The sequence below is a fragment of the Limnohabitans rimovensis (SeqCode) genome (genome assembly GCF_965234775.1).
Taxonomy (GTDB): Bacteria; Pseudomonadota; Gammaproteobacteria; order Burkholderiales; family Burkholderiaceae_C; genus Limnohabitans; species Limnohabitans rimovensis.
On record NZ_OZ248562.1, the window covers coordinates 1467172 to 1485990 of the forward strand.

At 60.9% G+C, this 18819-nt stretch carries 16 protein-coding genes; 10 read left to right on the plus strand and 6 right to left on the minus strand.

Annotated elements, in window-relative coordinates; all coding sequences use genetic code 11:
- Positions 1 to 6: 6 nt before the first annotated feature.
- Together AC8GFZ_RS07175 and AC8GFZ_RS07180 are read right to left on the minus strand one after the other, a co-directional pair.
- Positions 7 to 831 (minus strand): UDP-2,3-diacylglucosamine diphosphatase, encoded by an 825-nt coding sequence (locus AC8GFZ_RS07175; protein WP_506643767.1) that lies wholly within the window; start codon positions 829 to 831, stop codon positions 7 to 9.
- Positions 780 to 1622 carry a GNAT family N-acetyltransferase gene (locus tag AC8GFZ_RS07180; protein ID WP_506643769.1) on the minus strand — a complete coding sequence of 281 codons (843 nt, stop codon included), beginning with the start codon at positions 1620 to 1622 and terminating at the stop codon, positions 780 to 782. The genes AC8GFZ_RS07175 and AC8GFZ_RS07180 overlap by 52 nt, the downstream gene beginning before the upstream one ends.
- A 187-nt stretch (positions 1623 to 1809) precedes the next feature.
- Between AC8GFZ_RS07180 and AC8GFZ_RS07185 the strand changes: the two genes are divergently transcribed.
- From AC8GFZ_RS07185 to AC8GFZ_RS07200, 4 genes are all read left to right on the plus strand, one after another.
- The gene (locus tag AC8GFZ_RS07185; RefSeq protein ID WP_506643771.1) at positions 1810 to 3561 is read left to right on the plus strand and encodes an IlvD/Edd family dehydratase; all 1752 of its coding nucleotides are present in this window, start codon (positions 1810 to 1812) and stop codon (positions 3559 to 3561) included.
- A gap of 144 nt (positions 3562 to 3705) precedes the next feature.
- Positions 3706 to 4674, plus strand: a complete 969-nt coding sequence (locus AC8GFZ_RS07190; RefSeq protein WP_506643773.1) for a Bug family tripartite tricarboxylate transporter substrate binding protein — start codon at positions 3706 to 3708, stop codon at positions 4672 to 4674.
- A gap of 80 nt (positions 4675 to 4754) precedes the next feature.
- Positions 4755 to 5597 (plus strand): SAM-dependent methyltransferase, encoded by an 843-nt coding sequence (locus tag AC8GFZ_RS07195; RefSeq protein ID WP_506643775.1) that lies wholly within the window; start codon positions 4755 to 4757, stop codon positions 5595 to 5597.
- Between the two features lie 42 nt (positions 5598 to 5639).
- The gene (locus AC8GFZ_RS07200) at positions 5640 to 6995 is read left to right on the plus strand and encodes an APC family permease (RefSeq protein WP_506643777.1); all 1356 of its coding nucleotides are present in this window, start codon (positions 5640 to 5642) and stop codon (positions 6993 to 6995) included.
- Positions 6996 to 7028: 33 nt separating this feature from the next.
- On the opposite strand, the gene AC8GFZ_RS07205 is transcribed toward AC8GFZ_RS07200, so the two are convergent.
- The 3 genes from AC8GFZ_RS07205 to kynU all read right to left on the minus strand — a co-directional run bounded on the left by AC8GFZ_RS07205 (position 7029) and on the right by kynU (position 10194).
- Positions 7029 to 7868, minus strand: a complete 840-nt coding sequence (locus AC8GFZ_RS07205; RefSeq protein WP_506643779.1) for an SAM-dependent methyltransferase — start codon at positions 7866 to 7868, stop codon at positions 7029 to 7031.
- 122 nt (positions 7869 to 7990) lie between these two features.
- A complete protein-coding gene (gene kynA / locus AC8GFZ_RS07210) occupies positions 7991 to 8788 on the minus strand; it encodes a tryptophan 2,3-dioxygenase (protein WP_506644260.1) in 798 nt (265 codons plus the stop codon).
- 125 nt (positions 8789 to 8913) lie between these two features.
- Positions 8914 to 10194 (minus strand): kynureninase, encoded by a 1281-nt coding sequence (gene kynU, locus AC8GFZ_RS07215; RefSeq protein ID WP_506643781.1) that lies wholly within the window; start codon positions 10192 to 10194, stop codon positions 8914 to 8916.
- A 193-nt stretch (positions 10195 to 10387) separates the two neighbouring features.
- Here kynU and AC8GFZ_RS07220 point away from each other — a divergent pair, with 193 nt between their 5' ends.
- Positions 10388 to 11614: a multifunctional CCA addition/repair protein gene (locus tag AC8GFZ_RS07220; RefSeq protein WP_506643783.1), complete on the plus strand. Its 1227-nt coding sequence runs from the start codon at positions 10388 to 10390 to the stop codon at positions 11612 to 11614.
- Positions 11615 to 11684: 70 nt separating this feature from the next.
- Positions 11685 to 12461 carry a phosphatase PAP2 family protein gene (locus tag AC8GFZ_RS07225; protein ID WP_506643785.1) on the plus strand — a complete coding sequence of 259 codons (777 nt, stop codon included), beginning with the start codon at positions 11685 to 11687 and terminating at the stop codon, positions 12459 to 12461.
- Here the strand turns inward: AC8GFZ_RS07225 and AC8GFZ_RS07230 are convergent, their stop codons facing one another.
- Positions 12462 to 13385 (minus strand): LysR family transcriptional regulator, encoded by a 924-nt coding sequence (locus AC8GFZ_RS07230; protein ID WP_506643787.1) that lies wholly within the window; start codon positions 13383 to 13385, stop codon positions 12462 to 12464. It lies immediately after the preceding gene.
- A gap of 82 nt (positions 13386 to 13467) precedes the next feature.
- On the opposite strand from AC8GFZ_RS07230, the gene AC8GFZ_RS07235 reads away from it, so the two are divergent.
- The 4 genes from AC8GFZ_RS07235 to AC8GFZ_RS07250 are packed head-to-tail and all read left to right on the plus strand — an operon-like array spanning position 13468 to position 18817.
- Complete coding sequence (locus tag AC8GFZ_RS07235; RefSeq protein WP_506643789.1) at positions 13468 to 15555, plus strand: hydantoinase/oxoprolinase family protein; 2088 nt, start codon at positions 13468 to 13470, stop codon at positions 15553 to 15555.
- A 15-nt stretch (positions 15556 to 15570) separates the two neighbouring features.
- Entirely contained in the window at positions 15571 to 17346 is a 1776-nt protein-coding gene (locus AC8GFZ_RS07240) for a hydantoinase B/oxoprolinase family protein (RefSeq protein ID WP_506643791.1), read from the plus strand.
- Positions 17343 to 17804 carry a hypothetical protein gene (locus AC8GFZ_RS07245; RefSeq protein WP_506643793.1) on the plus strand — a complete coding sequence of 154 codons (462 nt, stop codon included), beginning with the start codon at positions 17343 to 17345 and terminating at the stop codon, positions 17802 to 17804. Before AC8GFZ_RS07240 ends, AC8GFZ_RS07245 begins: the two co-directional genes overlap by 4 nt.
- Positions 17805 to 17830: 26 nt before the next feature.
- Positions 17831 to 18817, plus strand: coding sequence for a Bug family tripartite tricarboxylate transporter substrate binding protein (locus AC8GFZ_RS07250; protein WP_506643794.1), 987 nt, complete (start codon positions 17831 to 17833; stop codon positions 18815 to 18817).
- The last annotated feature ends 2 nt before the right edge of the window (positions 18818 to 18819 follow it).

Here is an 18819-nt window from a genome sequence, read left to right on the forward strand (position 1 = left end):
ATGGCGTCACGCGGCTTGCATGGCAGAGGCGTGGACAAAGCTTTTGTCCATCAGCTGATCCCAGTAGATCAGCTCCAAACGCCCGTCCATGTGCTCCACCAGGGCCGTTCGGCTTTCGACCCAGTCGCCATCGTTGCAATACAAGATGCCATCGATGGTGCGCATTTCTGCTTTGTGGATGTGGCCGCACACCACCCCCTGGTAGCCACGCCGGGCGGCTTCGTGGGCCACGGCCTTTTCAAAGTCAGACACATAACTCAAGGCCTTTTTGACCTTGTGCTTCAAGAATGCCGAGAGCGACCAGTAGCGCAGCCCCAACTTGGCCCGGATGCGGTTGAAGTGCCGATTCATGCGCAAGGTGAATTCGTACAAATAGTCGCCCACATAAGCCAGCCACTTGGCGTACTGCACCACCGCATCAAAATAATCGCCATGGGTCAGCCACAGCTTTCGGCCGTCGAGCAAGGTGTGCGAGCCCTCTTCCATCACCTCAATGCCGCCAAAGTGTTGGCTGGTGAACTCGCGGGCGAACTCGTCATGGTTGCCGGGGATGTACAGCACATGGCAGCCTTTGCGCACCCGGCGCAATAACTTTTGCACCACATCGTTGTGGGCCTGCGGCCAATACCAATTGCGCCTGAGCTGCCAGCCGTCAACGATGTCGCCAATCAGATAGAGGTAATCGCTTTCATGCGATTTCAAAAAATCCAACAGCGCTTGTGCTTGGCACCCCGCTGTCCCCAAGTGGATGTCAGAGATGAATACGGCGCGGTAATGCATCAGTTTCTCAAAAAGTGGCGACGGTATTTTTCGGGGATGTCTTTGAGCCACAGCATCATGGGCAAATCAGCACTGTGGAAGTCCTGATCCCAAGCCGGTGGGCCCAATAATTTCGCCCCCAAGCGCAGATAGCCACGGATCAATGGCGGAGGCTCGACCGCCAAATCGGCTTGGGCGTCTTGCAGTGGCAGGGCAAAGCGCGGGCTGACACGGTATTCGATGGGGGCCAAATGCGATGCCCTCAATTGCGCCCACACACTGGCGGCCACCGGGGTGTTGACCACGCCGTTGTGCAGCATCGGGATGCTGGCGCAGCCGAGCATGGTTTCAAAATGGTTTTGCTGCATGAAGGCGATCAACGCACCCCACAAAGCCATGATCACCGGGCCTTGGCGGTGCTCTGGGTGCACACAACTGCGGCCAAACTCCACCATGCCAGGGCGCAAGCTGCGCAAGCGCACCAAATCAAATTCGGTATCGGTGTAGGTGCCGCCCATGCGCGCGGCTTGGGCCGGCACAAGCACCCGGTAGGTGCCCACGACAGGACCATCCACGCCAGCGCGCACCAGCAGGTGTTCGCAATAGTCGTCGAAGACGTCGATGTCGTGTCCGGGCAGGGCACTGGCAATGTGCGCGCCCCATTCGTTGGCAAACACCTGATAGCGCAAACGCTGGGCTTCGCGCACCTCGTCCAAGTGCTTCGCCCATTGGATGGTGACCTTGGCAGGGGCTGGGGATGCGGGCGTCGGGGAGGCGGGTTGTGGACCCCGGTGGGTGACCGATTCTCCTGGCCCCCATGCGGGTGTGATGGTGTGTGTGAACTCTACAGACCCGACTGACATGAACGCTCCATTGGTTGCATGCCGGGAAGTGTCTGGGTGCCGCATGACAGCCCTGTGTCTGCGATGTGAAACTTTTTTGACGCCAATGGTGCCAGATGTCATCACAACCGGGGCACAGGGCCCGCCAGCGGCTTTGTCTATTATGGGGACACCCTTGCCTTGCATTGCACCCCACACCCACCTGGCCATGACCACTCCCAAGCCCACACTTCCCCTCAACCCCAGCGATTCAGGCCTGCACAAAGGCCTCACGTCTTACGGCGACAAAGGCTTTTCATTGTTTTTGCGCAAAGCCTTCATCAAGGGGGCGGGATACACCGACAGCGCCTTGGATCGGCCGGTGATTGGGATTGCCAACACCGGCAGCGCCTACAACCCCTGCCATGGCAATGCCCCGCAATTGATCGAGGCGGTCAAACGCGGCGTGATGCTCGCTGGGGGTTTGCCGATGGACTTTCCCACCATGTCCATCCACGAGAGTTTTGCCGCCCCCACCAGCATGTATTTGCGCAACATGATGGCCATGGAGACCGAAGAACTGATCCGCGCCCAACCGATGGACGCGGTGGTGCTGATTGGCGGTTGCGACAAAACCGTGCCCGCGCAATTGATGGGCGCAGCCTCTGCCGGCCTTCCGGCCATTCAATTGATCACCGGCTCGATGCTGACCGGCTCGCACCGGGGCACGCGCGTGGGTGCCTGCACCGATTGCCGCCGCTACTGGGCGCAATTTCGCGCCAACACCATCGACAGCGCAGAAAAGGACGAAGTCAACCAAGAGCTGGTACCCAGCGTGGGCACCTGCTCGGTGATGGGCACCGCCAGCACCATGGCCTGCATTGCCGAGGCGCTGGGCATGACCGTCCCTGGTGGAGCCTCACCACCCGCCGTGACCGCTGAGCGCATGCGCATCGCCGAAGAAACCGGCGCGCGTGCGGTGCAAATGGCCATCGATGGCCTGACCATTGAACGCATCCTGACGCCCGATGCCTTTGAAAATGCTTGGCGCGTCTTGCTGGCGATTGGCGGGTCGACCAATGGCATCGTGCATCTGGCCGCTTTGGCCGGTCGCGTGGGCTTGGACCTGGACCTGGCCGCCTTGGACCGCATGGGGCGCGACACCCCGGTGTTGCTCGACCTCAAGCCCTCGGGGCAACACTACATGGAGGACTTCCACCACGCCGGCGGCATGGCCACCTTGTTGCACCAACTCAAGCCCTTGCTCAAACTGAGTGCACTCACCGTCAATGGCCGCACCCTGGGAGAGAACATTGAAGCCGCTGGCCCGCCGCATGTGCAAAACGTGGTGCGCCCCATGGATCAACCCATTTACCCTCAAGGCGGCATCGCCGTGCTGCAAGGCAATTTGGCACCCGGCGGCGCGATCATCAAACAATCAGCCGCCGACCCCGGTTTGATGGAGCACGAAGGCCGTGCCGTGGTGTTTGAAAACAGTGAAGACCTGGCCTTGCGCATCGACCGCGACGATTTGGATGTGCATGCCGATGACATCTTGGTGCTGAAAAACATCGGCCCCAAAGGTGCACCCGGCATGCCCGAGGCCGGCTACATGCCCATCCCGCAAAAACTCGCCCGCGCCGGTGTCAAGGACATGGTGCGCATCTCCGATGGGCGCATGAGCGGCACCGCCTTTGGCACCATCGTGCTGCATGTCACGCCCGAGTCGGCAATGGACGGCCCCTTGGCCCATGTGCGCACCGGCGACCGCATCCGGCTCAGCGTGGCACAGCGCCGCTTGGATTGGTTGGTGTCCGATGAAGAGTTGCAGCGGCGTCGCCAAGCCCAACCGGTCACCCCGCCCAGCGCCGCACGCGGCTACCGGCAGATGTTTTTAAAACATGTGACCCAAGCCGACCAAGGCGTGGATTTTGATTTTTTGCGCCACCCCGAGCACAAAGGCAAAACGCCCACAGGCTGAGGATGCATGCTGCCTCCTCATGCGCCTGGCGGGTCTGGCAAAACCAAGGGTTTCACCCAGCCCCGTTGGCGCTTGCCGGGTCGCTTTGCGCCATTGCTGGCCGTCATAATCCGCGGCTAGTCTTCACCCACATCGGAACTCCCCATGACACGCATTCACCGTCGCTATGGTTTGTTGGCACTGGCTGGCCTGTGCGCCACATCGCTGTTCGCCCAAACACCCGATTGGCCCAAAGCCAAGCCGGTGACCATGGTGGTGGCCTTCGCAGCAGGCTCGTCCACCGACACCGTGGCCAGAGCCTTGGCCCAAAAGCTGGGCGAGCTCACCGGTGGCAACTTCATCATTGAGAACAAAGGCGGCGCGGGTGGCAACATCGCTTCAACCCAAGTCAAACGCGCGGCGCCCGATGGCTACACGGTGTTGGTGCACAGCGTGGCCTTTGCCGTCAACCCGTCGCTGTATGCCGATGCCGGCTACGACGCCTTGAAAGATTTTGTGCCCTTGGCCCTGGGGCCCAAAACGCCCAACATCATCACCGTCAACCCCAGTGTGGCCGCCAAAACCCTGCCCGAGTTGGTCGAAGCGGCCAAGAAAACCCCCATGAGCTACGCCTCATCGGGCATTGGCACCACCACCCATTTGTCCATGGAGCGGTTGAAAACCTCAGCCAAAGTGGACATCACCCACGTGCCTTACCAACCAGCTGCAGCCATCAATGCCGTGGTGGCGGGGCACACCCCCATGGCCTCCACCTCCATGCCGCCGGCTGTACCGCAAATCAAGGCGGGCAAACTCAAAGCCCTGGCCGTGACCAGCGCCACCCGCTCGCCCCTGCTGCCCGATGTGCCCTCGATCACCGAGTTTGGCTACAAAGAGTTTGACGACTACACCTGGTTTGGCTTCATGGCCCCCATGGGCACGCCGCCCGCCGTGATCGAGCGCTTCAATGCCGCGTTGAACCGGGCCATGGAGTCACCCGAGGTCACCGAAAAATTCACCCAACTGGGGCTGGCATCCACCCGCAACACCAGCGCTGAATTTGGCACTTTTTTGCGCGCCGAGGTGCCCAAATGGGCGGCCGTGGTGAAAAGCTCAGGTGCCCAAGCCAATTGACCCTTTGACCCACCCCCATGCAACCGGCTTGCGCGCTGAATGAGCCCCGCATTTTTCCTTGACTTCCATTTTTATAAGACATGAAACCTCTTCTCTACCGCGGCTTCGCTGCCACTGCTGCCCTGACCCTGGGCCTGTTGATGGGCTGTGCCACGCCCCAAGGTGCTGACTACCAACCCCAGCGCGGGCAGAGCGGCAAAGATGTGATTTGGATTCCCACCTCGCCCGAGTTGGTCAAGCGCATGCTCACCATGGCCAAGGTCTCGAGCCAAGACATCGTTTACGACTTGGGCGCGGGCGACGGCATCATTGCAATCACCGCCGCCAAACAGTTTGGTGCCCGTGCTTATGGCATTGAATACAACCCCCAAATGGCCGTACATGCGCAAAACAATGTGCGCGCCGCCGGTGTGGCCGACAAGGTCAGCATCCGACAAGGGGACATTTTTGTGGAAAAGTTTGATGAGGCGACCGTGGTCACCATGTACTTGTTGCCGCACCTGAATTTAAAGCTGCGGCCCACCTTGCTCAAAATGAAGCCAGGTACGCGCATCGTCTCGCATGCTTTTGACATGAATGAATGGGAAGCCGACGAAAAAGTCAGCCATGAATACGCCCATGCCTTCATGTGGGTGGTGCCCAGCGATGTCCAAGGCAGGTGGACACTGCAAGAAGTCGACAGCAAAGCCCAGGTGCAGTTGGACATCGAGCAAAGCTTTCAACGCATTGGCGGCAGCATCACCGAGCGCGGGCGCAAAACCCCCTTGCTGGGCGCGCAATTGCGCGGCGACAAGATTGCCTTCCAGTACATGGGGGCCGACCAGCAATTGCGCAGTGTGAGCGCCCAAGTCAATGGCAACCAGTTCAATGGCGTGAGCAGCCTGCAAGGCGGTCAACTGGCCATTGAAGCTGTTCGCCGCTAAAAGCCCACTGGTGCGCGTGCGCCGCACCCCAGCGAGACCCCGATGAGCCAAACCACCGATACCCACGCCCAACCCCAACACCTGCTCAACCCCTTGGGCGCAGTGGCCCTGATCGTGGGCATTGTCATTGGTGCTGGCATCTTCAAAACACCGTCCATGGTGGCCGGCATCGCTGGCGATGTGGGTTGGGTGATTGCCATTTGGCTGGTCGGCGCGCTGGTCTCTTTGATGGGGGCACTGTGTTATGCCGAACTGTGCACCGCCTACCCGCATGCGGGCGGCGACTATCACTTTTTGCACCGAGCTTTTGGCCGCCATGTGTCGTTTTTGTACGCATGGGCACGCGCCACCGTGATCAACACCGGCTCCATCGCATTGCTGGCCTTTGTGTTTGGCGACTATTTCAGCCAGGTATGGTCGTGGGGAGAAAACGGCAATGCCTATTGGGCTTTCACCATTGTGTTGGCCCTGACCGCCATCAATATTTTGGGGGTGAATGCATCGGCCCGGGTGCAAATGGTGCTGACGGCTTTTGAAGTGCTGGGCTTGGTCGCTGTCGTGGTGGCCGGTTTCGCTCTGGATTCCGCCACCCCCAGCGCGCCAGCGGCCTTTTCCAGCACCCCGCCCATGGCCATGATGGGGCTGTGCCTGGTGTTTGTCCTGCTCACCTTTGGCGGTTGGAACGAAGCCGCCTATGTGTCCGCAGAGCTCAAAGGCGGCAGCCGCACCATGGTGCGCGTGATTGTCATCAGCATGTTGTTGCTGACGCTGATATACCTCTTGGTCAACCTCGCCTTGCTGCATGGCCTGGGCCTGAAGGGGCTGGCCGATAGCAAGACCGCTGCCGCTGATTTGTTGGGGCTGGCGTTTGGCCCCTGGGCGCAAAAGGCCTTGGGCCTGTTTGTCGCCATTGCCGCCTTGACCAGCATCAACGCCACCATGGTGGTGGGGGCACGCACCAGTTTTGCGCTGGGGCGCGATTGGCGCAGCTTGGGTGCACTGGGCCAATGGCAAAGTCAAACCGGCAGCCCGACCCGGGCCTATTTGTTCCAAGCGGTCATCAGCATGGCCTTGATCGCTTTGGGCACCCAAGAGGCTGACGGCTTTTCAGCCATGGTGGAATTCACCGCACCGGTGTTTTGGGGCTTTTTGTGCCTGGTGGGTTTGTCCCTGTTTTGGCTGCGATGGCGCGACCCGCAAACGCCACGTCCGTTCAAGGTGCCCCTGTACCCCCTGACCCCGGCTGTTTTTTGCCTGGCCTGCGCCTACCTGACCTATTCCAGCATTGGTTATGCCATCAGCCAAAACGCCATCCATGTGGCGCTGTTTTTATTGCTCAGTGGGGTGCTGGCTTTGGGCTTGCTGCACTGGCGCGAAAAACAAATCAAGTCCGATTGAGCGGTCCCGGGCGCGTGCCCGGGCCGCTTTGCTTCACTGTTTTTGCGCTGTCAAAGGCACAGACGCACTGAGCACTTGTTGCTGGGCTTGCAAACGGCCCGCATCCACCGTGCCGGTGACCTTGGCCACGCTGCCGTCGCCGCGTTGGTATTCAAAGCTGAACTCCGTGCCGCGCAAACGCCCTTTTTCCACTTTGTAGCTGGTGCCCTGCACATTCAGGCTGCCGTTGAACATTTGGTCTTTTTGCTCCAAACGCAATTGCCCGGTTTGACCGCCCAATTGCACCGACCACTGGCCTTCGATGCGCGCCGGAATGATCCAAAAATAGCCACGTCCCCGATCACTGTCGATGTTTTCGTCAGGGGTCCAATCGTCCATGTTGAAGGAATTCGACACCACCCGGGTGCCCGGCTTCATTTTTTGCAAAATGGGCTTGAGGCGCAAATTGAGTTGCGGCAGCAGGTACAAGGTGACGACGGTGGCCGATGAAAAGTCTTCCACAAAAATATCACCGCGGATGATGCGCACCTTGTCTTTGAGACCCGCGCGTTCCAAATTGCGCTGGGCCAAGGCCGCCATCTCGGGGTTGAATTCAATGCCAACGGCACGCGCACCGTGGTTGAGGGCGGCGGCGATGGCAATCTTGCCGTCACCGGCACCCAAGTCATAGACCAAATCTTTGTCGGTCACTTGCGCGGTGCGCAGCATTTTGTCGATCAATTGGTCGGGGGTGGGCACCCAGACCACGTCTTTGCCCGATTGGCCCACGGTGGGCTTGTATTGATCGTCGCCCATGGTTTGGGCCAAGGCGTTGAAGGCCAGGCTCAAGCCCAGCAGGGCAGTCGCCCAAAAGTGTTTTCCAACCTGACGCATGTGTTCGCTCCTTGTTGTGGGGGTTTTGGTTTGATCCGAGGGCGCAGTTTAGTGAAAGACCATACCAGTCGCACAGTCAAGGGAATCGACCCTGGTTCAGCCCAAGACCCCTTGCAAATTGATCACAAATGGGTGCGCAGGCTCCAAATTTCGGGAAACAACACCACATCGAGCATGCGCCGCAAGTACGACACCCCACCCGTGCCGCCGGTGCCACGTTTAAAGCCAATCACCCGCTCCACCGTGGTCAGGTGGCGAAAGCGCCACAACCGAAACGCGTCTTCCAAGTCGGTCAGCTCTTCGCCCAGTTGGTACAAATCCCAGTGCTTTTCCGGGTCGCGGTACACCTGCAACCAAGCTGCCTCCACCACTTCGCTGGCCACATAGGCCTGGGACCAGTCACGCGCTAAGTGGCTGTCCGGTATGGTCAAGCCTCGCCGGGCCAGTAAGCGCAAAGATTGGTCGTACACCGAGGGGGCGTTCAAGGCCAATTGCACTGTGTTGAGCACCTCGGGCCGGTGGGCATGGGGCTGCACCATCGCTGCTTGCTTATTGCCCATGGCAAATTCAATGCAACGATATTGGTGGCTTTGAAAGCCGCTGGATGCCGCCAAATAGGGGCGTATGGCCGTGTACTCTGGTGGGGTCATGGTGGCCAACACATCCCAGGCGTGGACCAACTGGGCCATGATGGTGCTGACCCGCGCCATCATTTTGAAGGCCATGCTCAGCCGGTCGCTCTCAATGCACTGAATGGCCGCTGCCAATTCGTGCAGCATCAACTTCATCCACAACTCGCTGGTTTGGTGCTGCACGATGAACAGCATCTCGTCGTGCGCGGGCGACAAGGGGTGCTGGGCTCCCAGAATGGAGCCCAGATGCAGGTAATCGCCATAGGCCATGGCTTGGCTGAAGTCCATGTGCGCTTGGTCCGCCGCCGCCAAGCCAAGTGCTGGCTCGGAATGGGGGCCGATGGGGACAGAAGAAAAAGGGCAATTCACAAACACCTCCTGGGGTCATTCAGGCCTGGGACATGGGGTACCACTCAGGTCACCGGGTTGGGGATGGCAAAGCGCGGATCGCGCCAACTGCCCGAGTCCAGCACATCCTTGAGCGCGGTGACGGCGCGCCACACATCTTCAAAGCCCACATATAAGGGCGTGAAGCCAAAGCGCATGATGTGGGGCTCGCCCCAAGACGGGTTTCCTGCGCGAAAGTCGCCGATCACTTGGCGTTCGATCAAGGCTTGCACCACGGCATAAGCGCCATCGTGGCGGCTGAAGCTCACCTGAGAGCCGCGCTGGGCGTGCTCCAGCGGCGTTTCCAACACCAAGCCATGGCCGGCGCAATGGGTTTGTACCAATCCGATGAAGGCGTCGGTCAAGGCCAACGACTTTTGGCGCAAGGCCGCCATGCCGCCCAAGGGCAGGCTGTGCTCGAATGCGGCCAATCCGCAGCCCAGGGCTGCCATGGCCAACACGGATTGCGAGCCACACAAAAACCGCCCCATGCCTGGGGCTGGCGCATAACTGGGTACAAATGCAAAGGGTTGGGCGTGCCCCCACCAACCCGACAAGGGTTGCTGAGCACGGTGGAGGTGATCGGGGTGGGCCCACACAAACGCCGGTGCACCCGGCCCGCCATTCAAGTACTTGTAGCCACAACCCACGGCGAAATCGGCATGGTCGGCTTTCAAGGCCAATGGCACCGCGCCCGCACTGTGGGCCAAATCCCAAACCGCCAAAGCCCCGACCTCGTGGGCCCGCTGGCTCCACAAGGCCATGTCCCACATCGACCCGGTGCGGTAATGGACATGGGTGAGCATCAGCACACCCACCTCCGGCGTCAGGTGTTGGGCCAGCTCACCGGCAGGTACACAGCGCAATTGCCAACCGTGTTGGGCACACAAAGACTCGGCCATGTACAAGTCGGTGGGAAAGTTGCCCTGCTCACTGAGCAATACCCGTTGCTGGGGTCGGTCTTGCGCAGCCATGGCCATGGCCACGCTCAAGACCTTGTACAGGTTCACCGAGGTGGTATCGGTCACCACCACTTCACCCACACCGGCACCCAACCAAGGGGCCAGTCGATCACCCAGCAAGTGGGGTTGCTCAAACCATTGCGCCGTGTTGTAACTGCGGATCAGGCCCACACCCCACTCTTGTTGCACCACTGCTTGCAAGCGGGGGGCGGTGGCGCGGGGCAGTGCCCCCAATGAATTGCCATCCAAGTAAATCATCCCCGGGGGAATATCAAACAAATCACGCAAGGGCCGCAACGGGTCTTGCGCATCCAGGTGTTGGCACGCTTGCAAAGTCAATGACATGTGGGGACCATCTCTATCTTTCAAAAAATCAACCGCACCCAGGTGCTGTGCAAAGTGGTCTCAAAGTTAGCACCGGGCTCAGGGCAGTGGTGTCGGTTAATAACAACTGGGCCCAAAAAAAGAGGTATCCAGCTTGCAACAAGTCGCCACCCGGCTTGATGGGGCTTTGTGGCCCCCTGCTACGATTTGCCGCATGCAAACTTTTTTGGTCGGTGGTGCGGTGCGCGACGCCTTGCTCGGAATCCCAGACGCTGACCGCGACTGGGTGGTGGTGGGCAGCACGCCCGACGCCATGGTGGCGGCGGGCTTCACCCCTGTGGGCAAGGACTTTCCCGTGTTTTTGCACCCCCACACCCGCGAAGAACACGCATTGGCCCGCACCGAGCGCAAAACCGCGCCGGGCTACAAAGGCTTTGTGGTGCATGCCGCGCCCGATGTCACGCTGGAGCAAGACCTGGCGCGGCGCGACCTGACCATCAATGCCATCGCCCAAGACGCGCAAGGCCAGTTGATCGACCCGCATGGCGGCCAGCGCGACTTGCAAGCCCAATTGCTGCGCCATGTGACCGATGCCTTTCGCGAAGACCCGGTGCGCATCTTGCGCGTGGCCCGCTTTGCGGCCCGCATGCCCAGCTTTGCCGTGGCCCCCGCCACACTGGTTTTGATGCAAGACATGGTGCAAGCGGGCGAGGTGGACGCCTTGGTGCGCGAGCGCGTTTGGCAAGAGCTGGCCAAAGGCTTGATGGCCGCGCGCCCCTCGCGCATGTTGCAGGTGCTGCGCGCCTGCGGCGCCTTGGCGCGCTTGTTGCCCGAGGTGGACCGCTTGTACGGCGTGCCGCAACCGGTCGAGCACCACCCCGAAATCGACACCGGTGTGCACTTGGAAATGGTGCTCGACCACAGCGCCGCCATCAACGCCCCGCTGGAAGTGCGCTTTGCCGCCCTGTGCCACGACCTGGGCAAAGGCCTGACCCCCGCCGATGCCTTGCCCAGGCACATCGGGCACGAACAGCGCAGCGTGCGCTTGCTGCATGCCCTGGCCCAGCGCCTGCACGTGCCCCAAAGCTGCCACGAACTGGCCGAGGTGGTGGCGCGCGAACACGGCCACATCCACGCCAGCGCCACCCTGGGCGCTGCGGCCGCCTTGCGCTTGCTGGTGCGCTGCGACGCGCTGCGCCGACCTGAGCGCTTCGCCCAAGTGCTGCAAGCCTGCCTGTGCGACGCGCGGGGCCGTTTGGGCTGGCACGACCGCCCTTACCCCCAGGCCGAGCGCTTGCAAGCCTTGCTGCAAGCCGCCCTGGCGGTCGATACCGCCAGCGTGGCCCAACAGGCGCAAGCGGATGGCCTTACGGGCGCCCAAGTGGGCGAGCGCATCGAAGCGGCGCGCATCCAAGCGATCTCAACTTGTTCAGCTTTGTGAACTGGCTTCAAAGCTGCCGTGAACCCATCCAGTACCATCTTGCACCTTTTGTTCAACCCCACCATCCCCCATGAAAAAACTGCTGTCCACCCTTTTGTTGTCCGCCCTGCCCTTCACCGGCTGGGCCCAGGTTGTTCAGTCGGGCGACTGGTTCGATGACATGGCCAAAGATGCCGATCGCTACTACACCCGCGACCGGTTGACGCGTTTGGGCGTGGCGATGGGCATGGGCGCGGTGGTGGCCAACACCAATGCCGATCAAAGCATCCAAAACAGCATCCAGGGTGGGCGCAGCAGCGGCACCGACAGCTTCAGCACCAGCGTCAAACAATTTGGCGAGTGGAAGTACATGCTGCCGATTTCTTGGGGCATTTCAGCCCTGCTGCCCAAAGACAACGGCGGACTCCAAACCTGGGGCAACCTGAGTCTGCGCGCGATTGTGGTGGGCACGCCTTCGACCTTGATCGGGCAGCGTTTGGCCGGTGCCTCACGCCCGAACGAAGAGGGCGTGGCCGTGCCCGATTCCAAATGGCGTCCATTACAAGACGACAACAGCGTCAGCGGCCACTCGTTTGTCGGAGCGATTCCGTTTTTGGCCATGGCCGAACTCAACAGCGCATCCATCGGTTTGAAAGCCCTGGGCTATGCGGCATCGTTCGCAGTGCCTTTTTCGCGCATGAACGACAACGACCACTACCCGTCACAGGCCGCCTTGGGTTGGTTCATGGCCTATGAATCGGTGCAAACTGTGATCGAGGGCGGCCAGCGCAAGGCCACCGCTTTGCGCCTGGTGCCAATCCAAATGGCCCACGGCCAATTGGGCTTGGGTCTGCAAAAAAGCTGGTGATCAGGCAGCCTGCCCGGGCTGGGCTTGGGCACTGGCCATGATGGCATCGACCACTGCACGGTGCGCCAAATTGGGCGTTAAACCTGGGCGCATGGTCAACACAATCAACCTTGGCAAAGCGGGTTCCACCACCAAAGCCACTTGCAAGCGCTTTTGATGGCGCTCGGGCTCCAAGGCCAAGGGGCCGAGCAGGGTATGGGCCACGCCCTGCATCGCCGAATCTTTTTGCACCCGCAAAGAGTCGGCCTCCAAAACCACTTGCAGCGCAAAGCCTTGCTGCTGCGCCAAACCGTCGAGGGTGTCGCGCCATGCGCTGGGCTTGCACGGCAACACCAGCGGCAGACCTTGCAAACGCGCAAAAGGAACGGTTTTGCGCCGCGTCAACGGGTCACCCGGCGGCCCCACCAAATAAGTGCCCACGCTTTGCAACACCTGGTCTCCGGCACGCAAACCGGCCGGGTGCACATAACGCACCGCCAAGTCCACTCGGGCACTTTGCAAGCTGTGTTCCATTTGGCTGTCCAAGGCTTCGGTGATGGTCAATCGCACCAAGGGGTGATGCACACGCAGCGCGGCCAAGGCGGGCATCACCACTGGGCCCACCGCTGAGGGGATGACGCCCAAGCGCACCTCACCCACTGCCACCCCCACACCATGGCGAATTTCATCTTGCAAGGCCTGGGTTTGCGCCAGCCACCCGCGCACCAAGGGCAGCACCCATTGGCCGTATTCGCTCAACTGCAAACCTCGGGCATGGCGCACAAACAAGGGGGTGCCACAAGCGGCCTCGAGTTCGGCCAACTGGCGGCTGAGCTGGGGCTGGGCGCGCTCTTGAAGCAAGGCCAAACGGCTCAGGCTGCCTTCTTTGGCCAAGTCGAGAAACAGTTGCCAGGCCGCGGGCCGCATCATGGACAAATCATTCATTCAAGGTATGCCAAAAAAGTGATGCCTGTATTGCAAAAACCATGATTGACAGCATACCCCACCCCACCTAGCATGCCATCGCATGAAAACCACACACCGATTGCGCGTTGCCGCCGACATTGGCGGCACCTTCACCGACGTTGCCGCCTTTGACGAACGCGAAGGCCGCTTGCTGCTGGGCAAGACCCTCACCACCCCCGAAAAACTGGTGCAAGGCATCTTGCAAGGCATGGACAAGGCCGGCGTGTCCTTGCCCGAGGCGCATTTGTTCTTGCATGGCTCCACCGTGGCCATCAACACCATGCTCGAGCGCAGCGGTGCCCGAACCGCCTTGATCACCACCCGTGGCTTTCGCGACATCTACGAAATTGGCCGCATCAACCGACCCGACTCGTTCAACCTGCGGCACCGCAAACACGCCCCCTTGGTCGAGCGCGATTTGCGCTTTGAAGTGACCGAGCGCATGTTGGCCAGCGGCGAGGTGCATGCCGAATTGGTCGAGGCCGAGGTGTTGGCCGTGATTGAGCGCTTGAAGACCAAGCACATTCAAAGTGTGGCCGTGCTGTTTTTGCATGCCTACCGCAACCCCACCCATGAGCGGCGGGTGCGCGAGCTGTTGCGCCAACACCTGCCCGATGCGTTTGTGTCCATCTCCTCCGACCTGTCCCAGGAATACCGCGAATACGAGCGCACCTCCACAGTGGTGGCCAATGCCTACATTGGCCCGCGCGTCGACCGCTACTTGGGCGAAATCGAAAGCACCTTGAAAGAGGTGGATTTCCCCGGTCAATTTTTGGTGGTGCAGTCCACCGGTGGTTTGTATGCTTTGTCCGAGGCGCGGCAAGACTGTGTGCGCATGATGGAGTCGGGCCCGGCCGCTGGGGTGATCGGCACCCAAGCCCTGTGCCAAGCCCTGGGAATAGAAAACGCCATCGCGTTTGACATGGGCGGCACCACCGCCAAAGCCGGTGTGGTGCGCAACCACCAAGCCCTGGTGGCCAACAGCGTGATGATTGGCGGCTACATGACCGGCCTGCCCTTGCTCACCCCGATGATCGACATCCACGAGGTCGGCACCGGCGGGGGCAGTTTGGCCAGCTTGAGCAGCACCGGCGCGTTGCGTGTAGGCCCACAAAGCGCAGGCGCTGCACCAGGCCCGGCCTGTTATGGCTTGGGTGGCTCAGCCCCCACCGTGACCGACGCCAATGTGCTGCTGGGGCGCATCGACCCAGCGCACTTTTTGGGTGGCGAGATGCAACTCGATTTGGCCGCAGCTGAGCGCGCCATGCAAAGCCACATTGCCGAGCCTCTGGGCATGACCACCACCCAAGCCGCGTCGGGTATTTTGCGCATCGCTGCGGCGGCCATGTCGCACGCGGTCAAAGGCGTGACCACCGATCGGGGCCTGGACACCGGTGCGTTTCCCTATTTGTTCGCCTATGGCGGCGCTGGCCCCTTGCATGCCTCCATGGTGGCGCGCGAGTTGCGCATCCCGCATGTGGTGATCCCGCGCGCGCCCGGGCATTTTTCCGCTTTTGGCATGTTGCTGGCCGACTTTCGCCGCGACCTGGTGCGCTCGCACTTCATCACCCTGGCCGAGTTGTCGTTGCCCCAACTCGACGCCTGGTTTGGCGAGTTGGAGGCCGAGGGCTTGCGCACGCTGGACGCGGCCGAAGTCGGCACCCGCAAAATCATGGTGCAACGCCACTTGGACATGCGCTACATCGGCCAAGAGCATGCGGTGACAGTGGAAATCCCCGCCGCCGCCTTCAAGCGCAAAAACCTGGATGCGCTCAAAGCGGTGTTCGACGAAGCCCACCGCGAACGCTATGGCCGGGGTTCACCCAACGAGCCCGCCGAAATTGTCAGCCTGCGCAGCACCGTGATCGGGGTGCTGAAAAAACCCGTGCTCGAGACCATTCGCACCGGCACCCGCAAACCCGTTGCCAGCGCCCTGCGCGGTCAGCGCCAGGTTTATTTTGAGCGCGAAGGCTGGCTGAACACCCAGGTTTACCACCGCGATGAACTGCGTGCCAACAACCGATTGGAAGGCCCCGCGCTGATTGAAGAACACGCCACCACCACGGTGTTGCAACCCGGTGACCGCCTGCATGTCGATGCCCACGGTAATTTGCACATCGACGTGGCCCAAACCGAACGCCAGCCCTGAGAGCGCCTGTCAACCATGAACAAAACCCGTCCCAAAACCCCAAAAACAGCTGTCGTTGCGGTCGCTGCCAAGCGCACGGCCGCCATGAAAAAAGCCGACCCCGTGGCCGTTGAGTTGGTGCGCAACAGCTTGGTCGCAGCCACTGAAGAAATGAAGTCGGTGCTGATGCGCACCTCCTACAACATGATCATTTATGAAGCGCTGGACTTCACCGTGGGCTTGTTCGACCGAAACGGCCAAACGCTGTCGATTGGTCTGGGCCTGCCCATGTTCATCCGCGGCATGAGCGATGTGGTCAAGTCCAAGATCGCGCATTGGGGGCTGGAGAACATCCACCCGGGTGATATTTTGTTGACCAACGACGCCTACATCACCGGCGCGCACCTGAACCACCTGACGTTTTCCATCCCCATCTTTCACCAGGGCAAGATCGTTGCGTTTTCCACCTGCATGGCGCACTGGCAAGACATTGGCGGCATCCTGAATGGCGTGACCACCGATATTTATGCCGAGGGCTTGCAAATTCCGTTGGTGAAGTACCACCGCCAAGGCGTGCTCAACGAAGAAATGCGCGAGCTGATATTGATGAACGTGCGCCGCCGCGACCGCGCCGCCGGTGACTTGGAAGCCCAGTTGTCGGCCTGCCGCGTGGGGGTGAAGCACCTGGAAGAAATGCTCTCTCGCCACGGCGAATCGGCTTGGCAATGGGCGATTGACGCCATCATGGACCACACCGAAGCCGAGGCCCGCAACCAAGTTCGCGCTATGCCCAATGGCGTCTACGAGGCCGAGTCCTTCATGGACGACGATGCGGTGGACATCGACCAGCCCGTGCCCATCCGGGTCAAGGTCACCATCAGCGATGACGAAATGACCGTGGACTTGAGTGGCGTGAGCCCCCAGGTGAAAGGCTTTTTCAACTCGGGTGCGGGGGTGGCTTGTGCCCAAGTGGCTTTCAAATGCCTGACCATGCCCAGTGACCACCCGATCAACGACGGCAACTTTCGCCCGCTCAAGGTGATCTTGCCCCCCGGTACCGTGGTCAGCGCCTTGCACCCGTCTGCCATGCGGGTGTGGATGACCTACCCCATGACCGTGGTCGACACCATCTTCAAGGCCGTGGCCCAAGCCATCCCCGAGAAAACCATTGCCGGCCACCATGCCGATTTGGTCATTGCCAACGTCAACGGCATCCACCCGCGCGACGGCAAATTGTGGATTTACCTGGGCGGCCTGATTGGCGGCGGCTGGGGCGCCAAACACAACGAAGACGGCGTCAACGTGACCGTGTGCATGAACGACGGCGACACCCACAACGGCCCCAGCGAACAGGTGGAAAACAAATTTCCCTTGCTGGTCAAGTACTACCAATTGCGCGAAGGCTCGGCGGGTGCGGGCCAGTTCCGTGGCGGCCTGGGCGCGCAAGCCGAGGTGGTGGCATTGACCCGCGTCAACTACCAAACCCGCATCGACCGGGTCAACCACCCGCCCTGGGGTTTGCTGGGCGGGCACAGCGCCTTGGGTAACCAAGTGGGCATGCGCAAAAAAGACGGCAGGCTGACCTTGTTCCCCGGCGGCAAGGTGAACATGCGCTTGGAAGCCGGTGAATCCTATGTGCTGCACTCGGGCGGCGGCGGCGGCTTTGGCCCACCGGCCAAGCGCGCTCGCAGCGCGGTATTGCGTGACTTGCAAATGGGCTACATCCATTGGCAAGAAGCCAAAGATGTGTATGGCGTGGAGCCCACCGCAGAAGAAATTGCCCAACACGACTTGGTCGGTGGTCCGGCATGAAACAAGCCCTGGCCCAATTGGGCGCGGCGCAACGCGCGAAACAAGGGCGCACACCGCGCGCCCATGCACGCCCCAGCCGTGGATCAGCCAATGGACTGGATCGCCACAGCGAATGTGTGCGCGCCGCCATGCTTTTCGCACGCTGGCAGCGCTGTGGCATGGGCCGCATTTCGTTGATGAACGGTTGCGCCTGTGGCATCGACGCAGCCATTGAAATTGGTGGCCTGGACGCGATGATTTTGGACCACTTGCGCAACCGCTTTGCCCAACAACCTGGCTTGGTGCACCTATTGACCCCGGCCTTGGCCCAGGCCGATGCGGGTCGCCATGCTTTGTCCGATATGCTGCAAAGCTTGGCCCAGCCAGACAACGCATTGACCACCGCAGAATTGAGCGCCTTGCTCGATGCATTGGGCATCAGCATCGCGTCGATTGAAGAACACAGCGCCATGCGCTGACCACCCGCCACCCCAAGGAGAACACCATGACCATCAAACCCGTGCGCCAACATTTGCGCTTTTGGACAGGCCTGCTGCTGGGCTGCGCCTTGGCACCGTTGTGGGCGCAAAGTGGCAAATTCCCAGATGGGCCGATCAAGATGATCGTGCCATTTGCGCCGGGTGGCGGTGTCGATACCGCCGGGCGCTTGATCGCCAAACACATGCAAAGCCGACTCGGTGTGTCGGTGGTGGTGGAAAACCGCGCGGGCGCCAATGGCAGCGTGGGTGGCAAGGTGGTGCAAACCGCTGTTGCCGACGGCCAGACCTTGTTGTTCTCCGGCGCCACCCATGTGCTGGCCAAGCAGGTGATGTCCAAAGCACCTTACGACCCGGTGACCGATTTCGCCCCAGTGGCCCGTGTCGGCGAAGCACCGCTGCTGTTAGTCATCTCACCCAATTTGCCCGAGCAAAAACTCAGCGAGGTGCTCAACTCGGCACGGCAAAACCCCGACAAATGGACCGCCGCCCTGCCCGCCATGGGCGCACCCAGCCATTTGGCCACCCTGCTGTTGGCGCAAAAATCCAACCTGAAAATCACCACCGTGCCCTACAAAGGCACGGCCCCAGCGCTGGTGGACATTGCGGGTGGGCATTCGCAAATATTGATGGACTCCATCATCGCTTTGCTGCCCATGGCCAAAAGCGGCAAGGTCAAGCCCATCGTGACCACATCGGCCAAGCGCAGCGCCATTGCCCCAGACATCCCCACCGCGGCAGAGAGTGGCGTGCCCGGCTTGGTCTACACCAGTTGGTATGGCATTTGGGCGCCTTTGGGCACACCTGCAGACCGGGTACAAATGCTCAATGCCGCGATCAATGAATCGGTCAACGAACTCAACAAAAGCGGCGCCTTTGCCGCCCTGGGCATTGACGGCATCACCGAAAGCGTGGACCAGTTCACCCGCTTTATCGCGGCCGATGTGGCGCAAAACGCCGAGCTGCTGCGCGGGGCTGGCTTCAAGCCCGAGTAAAC

What these genes read in the sequence shown, in the direction of transcription:
- AC8GFZ_RS07190 (WP_506643773.1), top strand. Translation starts at nt 3,706, where the DNA reads ATGACACGCATTCACCGTCGCTATGGTTTGTTGGCACTGGCTGGCCTG.
- AC8GFZ_RS07230 (WP_506643787.1), bottom strand. Translation starts at nt 13,385, where the DNA reads ATGAATGATTTGTCCATGATGCGGCCCGCGGCCTGGCAACTGTTTCTC.
- AC8GFZ_RS07205 (WP_506643779.1), bottom strand. Translation starts at nt 7,868, where the DNA reads ATGCGTCAGGTTGGAAAACACTTTTGGGCGACTGCCCTGCTGGGCTTG.
- AC8GFZ_RS07245 (WP_506643793.1), top strand. Translation starts at nt 17,343, where the DNA reads ATGAAACAAGCCCTGGCCCAATTGGGCGCGGCGCAACGCGCGAAACAA.
- AC8GFZ_RS07195 (WP_506643775.1), top strand. Translation starts at nt 4,755, where the DNA reads ATGAAACCTCTTCTCTACCGCGGCTTCGCTGCCACTGCTGCCCTGACC.
- AC8GFZ_RS07220 (WP_506643783.1), top strand. Translation starts at nt 10,388, where the DNA reads ATGCAAACTTTTTTGGTCGGTGGTGCGGTGCGCGACGCCTTGCTCGGA.
- kynA (WP_506644260.1), bottom strand. Translation starts at nt 8,788, where the DNA reads ATGGACTTCAGCCAAGCCATGGCCTATGGCGATTACCTGCATCTGGGC.
- AC8GFZ_RS07180 (WP_506643769.1), bottom strand. Translation starts at nt 1,622, where the DNA reads ATGTCAGTCGGGTCTGTAGAGTTCACACACACCATCACACCCGCATGG.
- AC8GFZ_RS07240 (WP_506643791.1), top strand. Translation starts at nt 15,571, where the DNA reads ATGAACAAAACCCGTCCCAAAACCCCAAAAACAGCTGTCGTTGCGGTC.
- AC8GFZ_RS07250 (WP_506643794.1), top strand. Translation starts at nt 17,831, where the DNA reads ATGACCATCAAACCCGTGCGCCAACATTTGCGCTTTTGGACAGGCCTG.
- AC8GFZ_RS07225 (WP_506643785.1), top strand. Translation starts at nt 11,685, where the DNA reads ATGAAAAAACTGCTGTCCACCCTTTTGTTGTCCGCCCTGCCCTTCACC.
- kynU (WP_506643781.1), bottom strand. Translation starts at nt 10,194, where the DNA reads ATGTCATTGACTTTGCAAGCGTGCCAACACCTGGATGCGCAAGACCCG.
- AC8GFZ_RS07185 (WP_506643771.1), top strand. Translation starts at nt 1,810, where the DNA reads ATGACCACTCCCAAGCCCACACTTCCCCTCAACCCCAGCGATTCAGGC.
- AC8GFZ_RS07200 (WP_506643777.1), top strand. Translation starts at nt 5,640, where the DNA reads ATGAGCCAAACCACCGATACCCACGCCCAACCCCAACACCTGCTCAAC.
- AC8GFZ_RS07235 (WP_506643789.1), top strand. Translation starts at nt 13,468, where the DNA reads ATGAAAACCACACACCGATTGCGCGTTGCCGCCGACATTGGCGGCACC.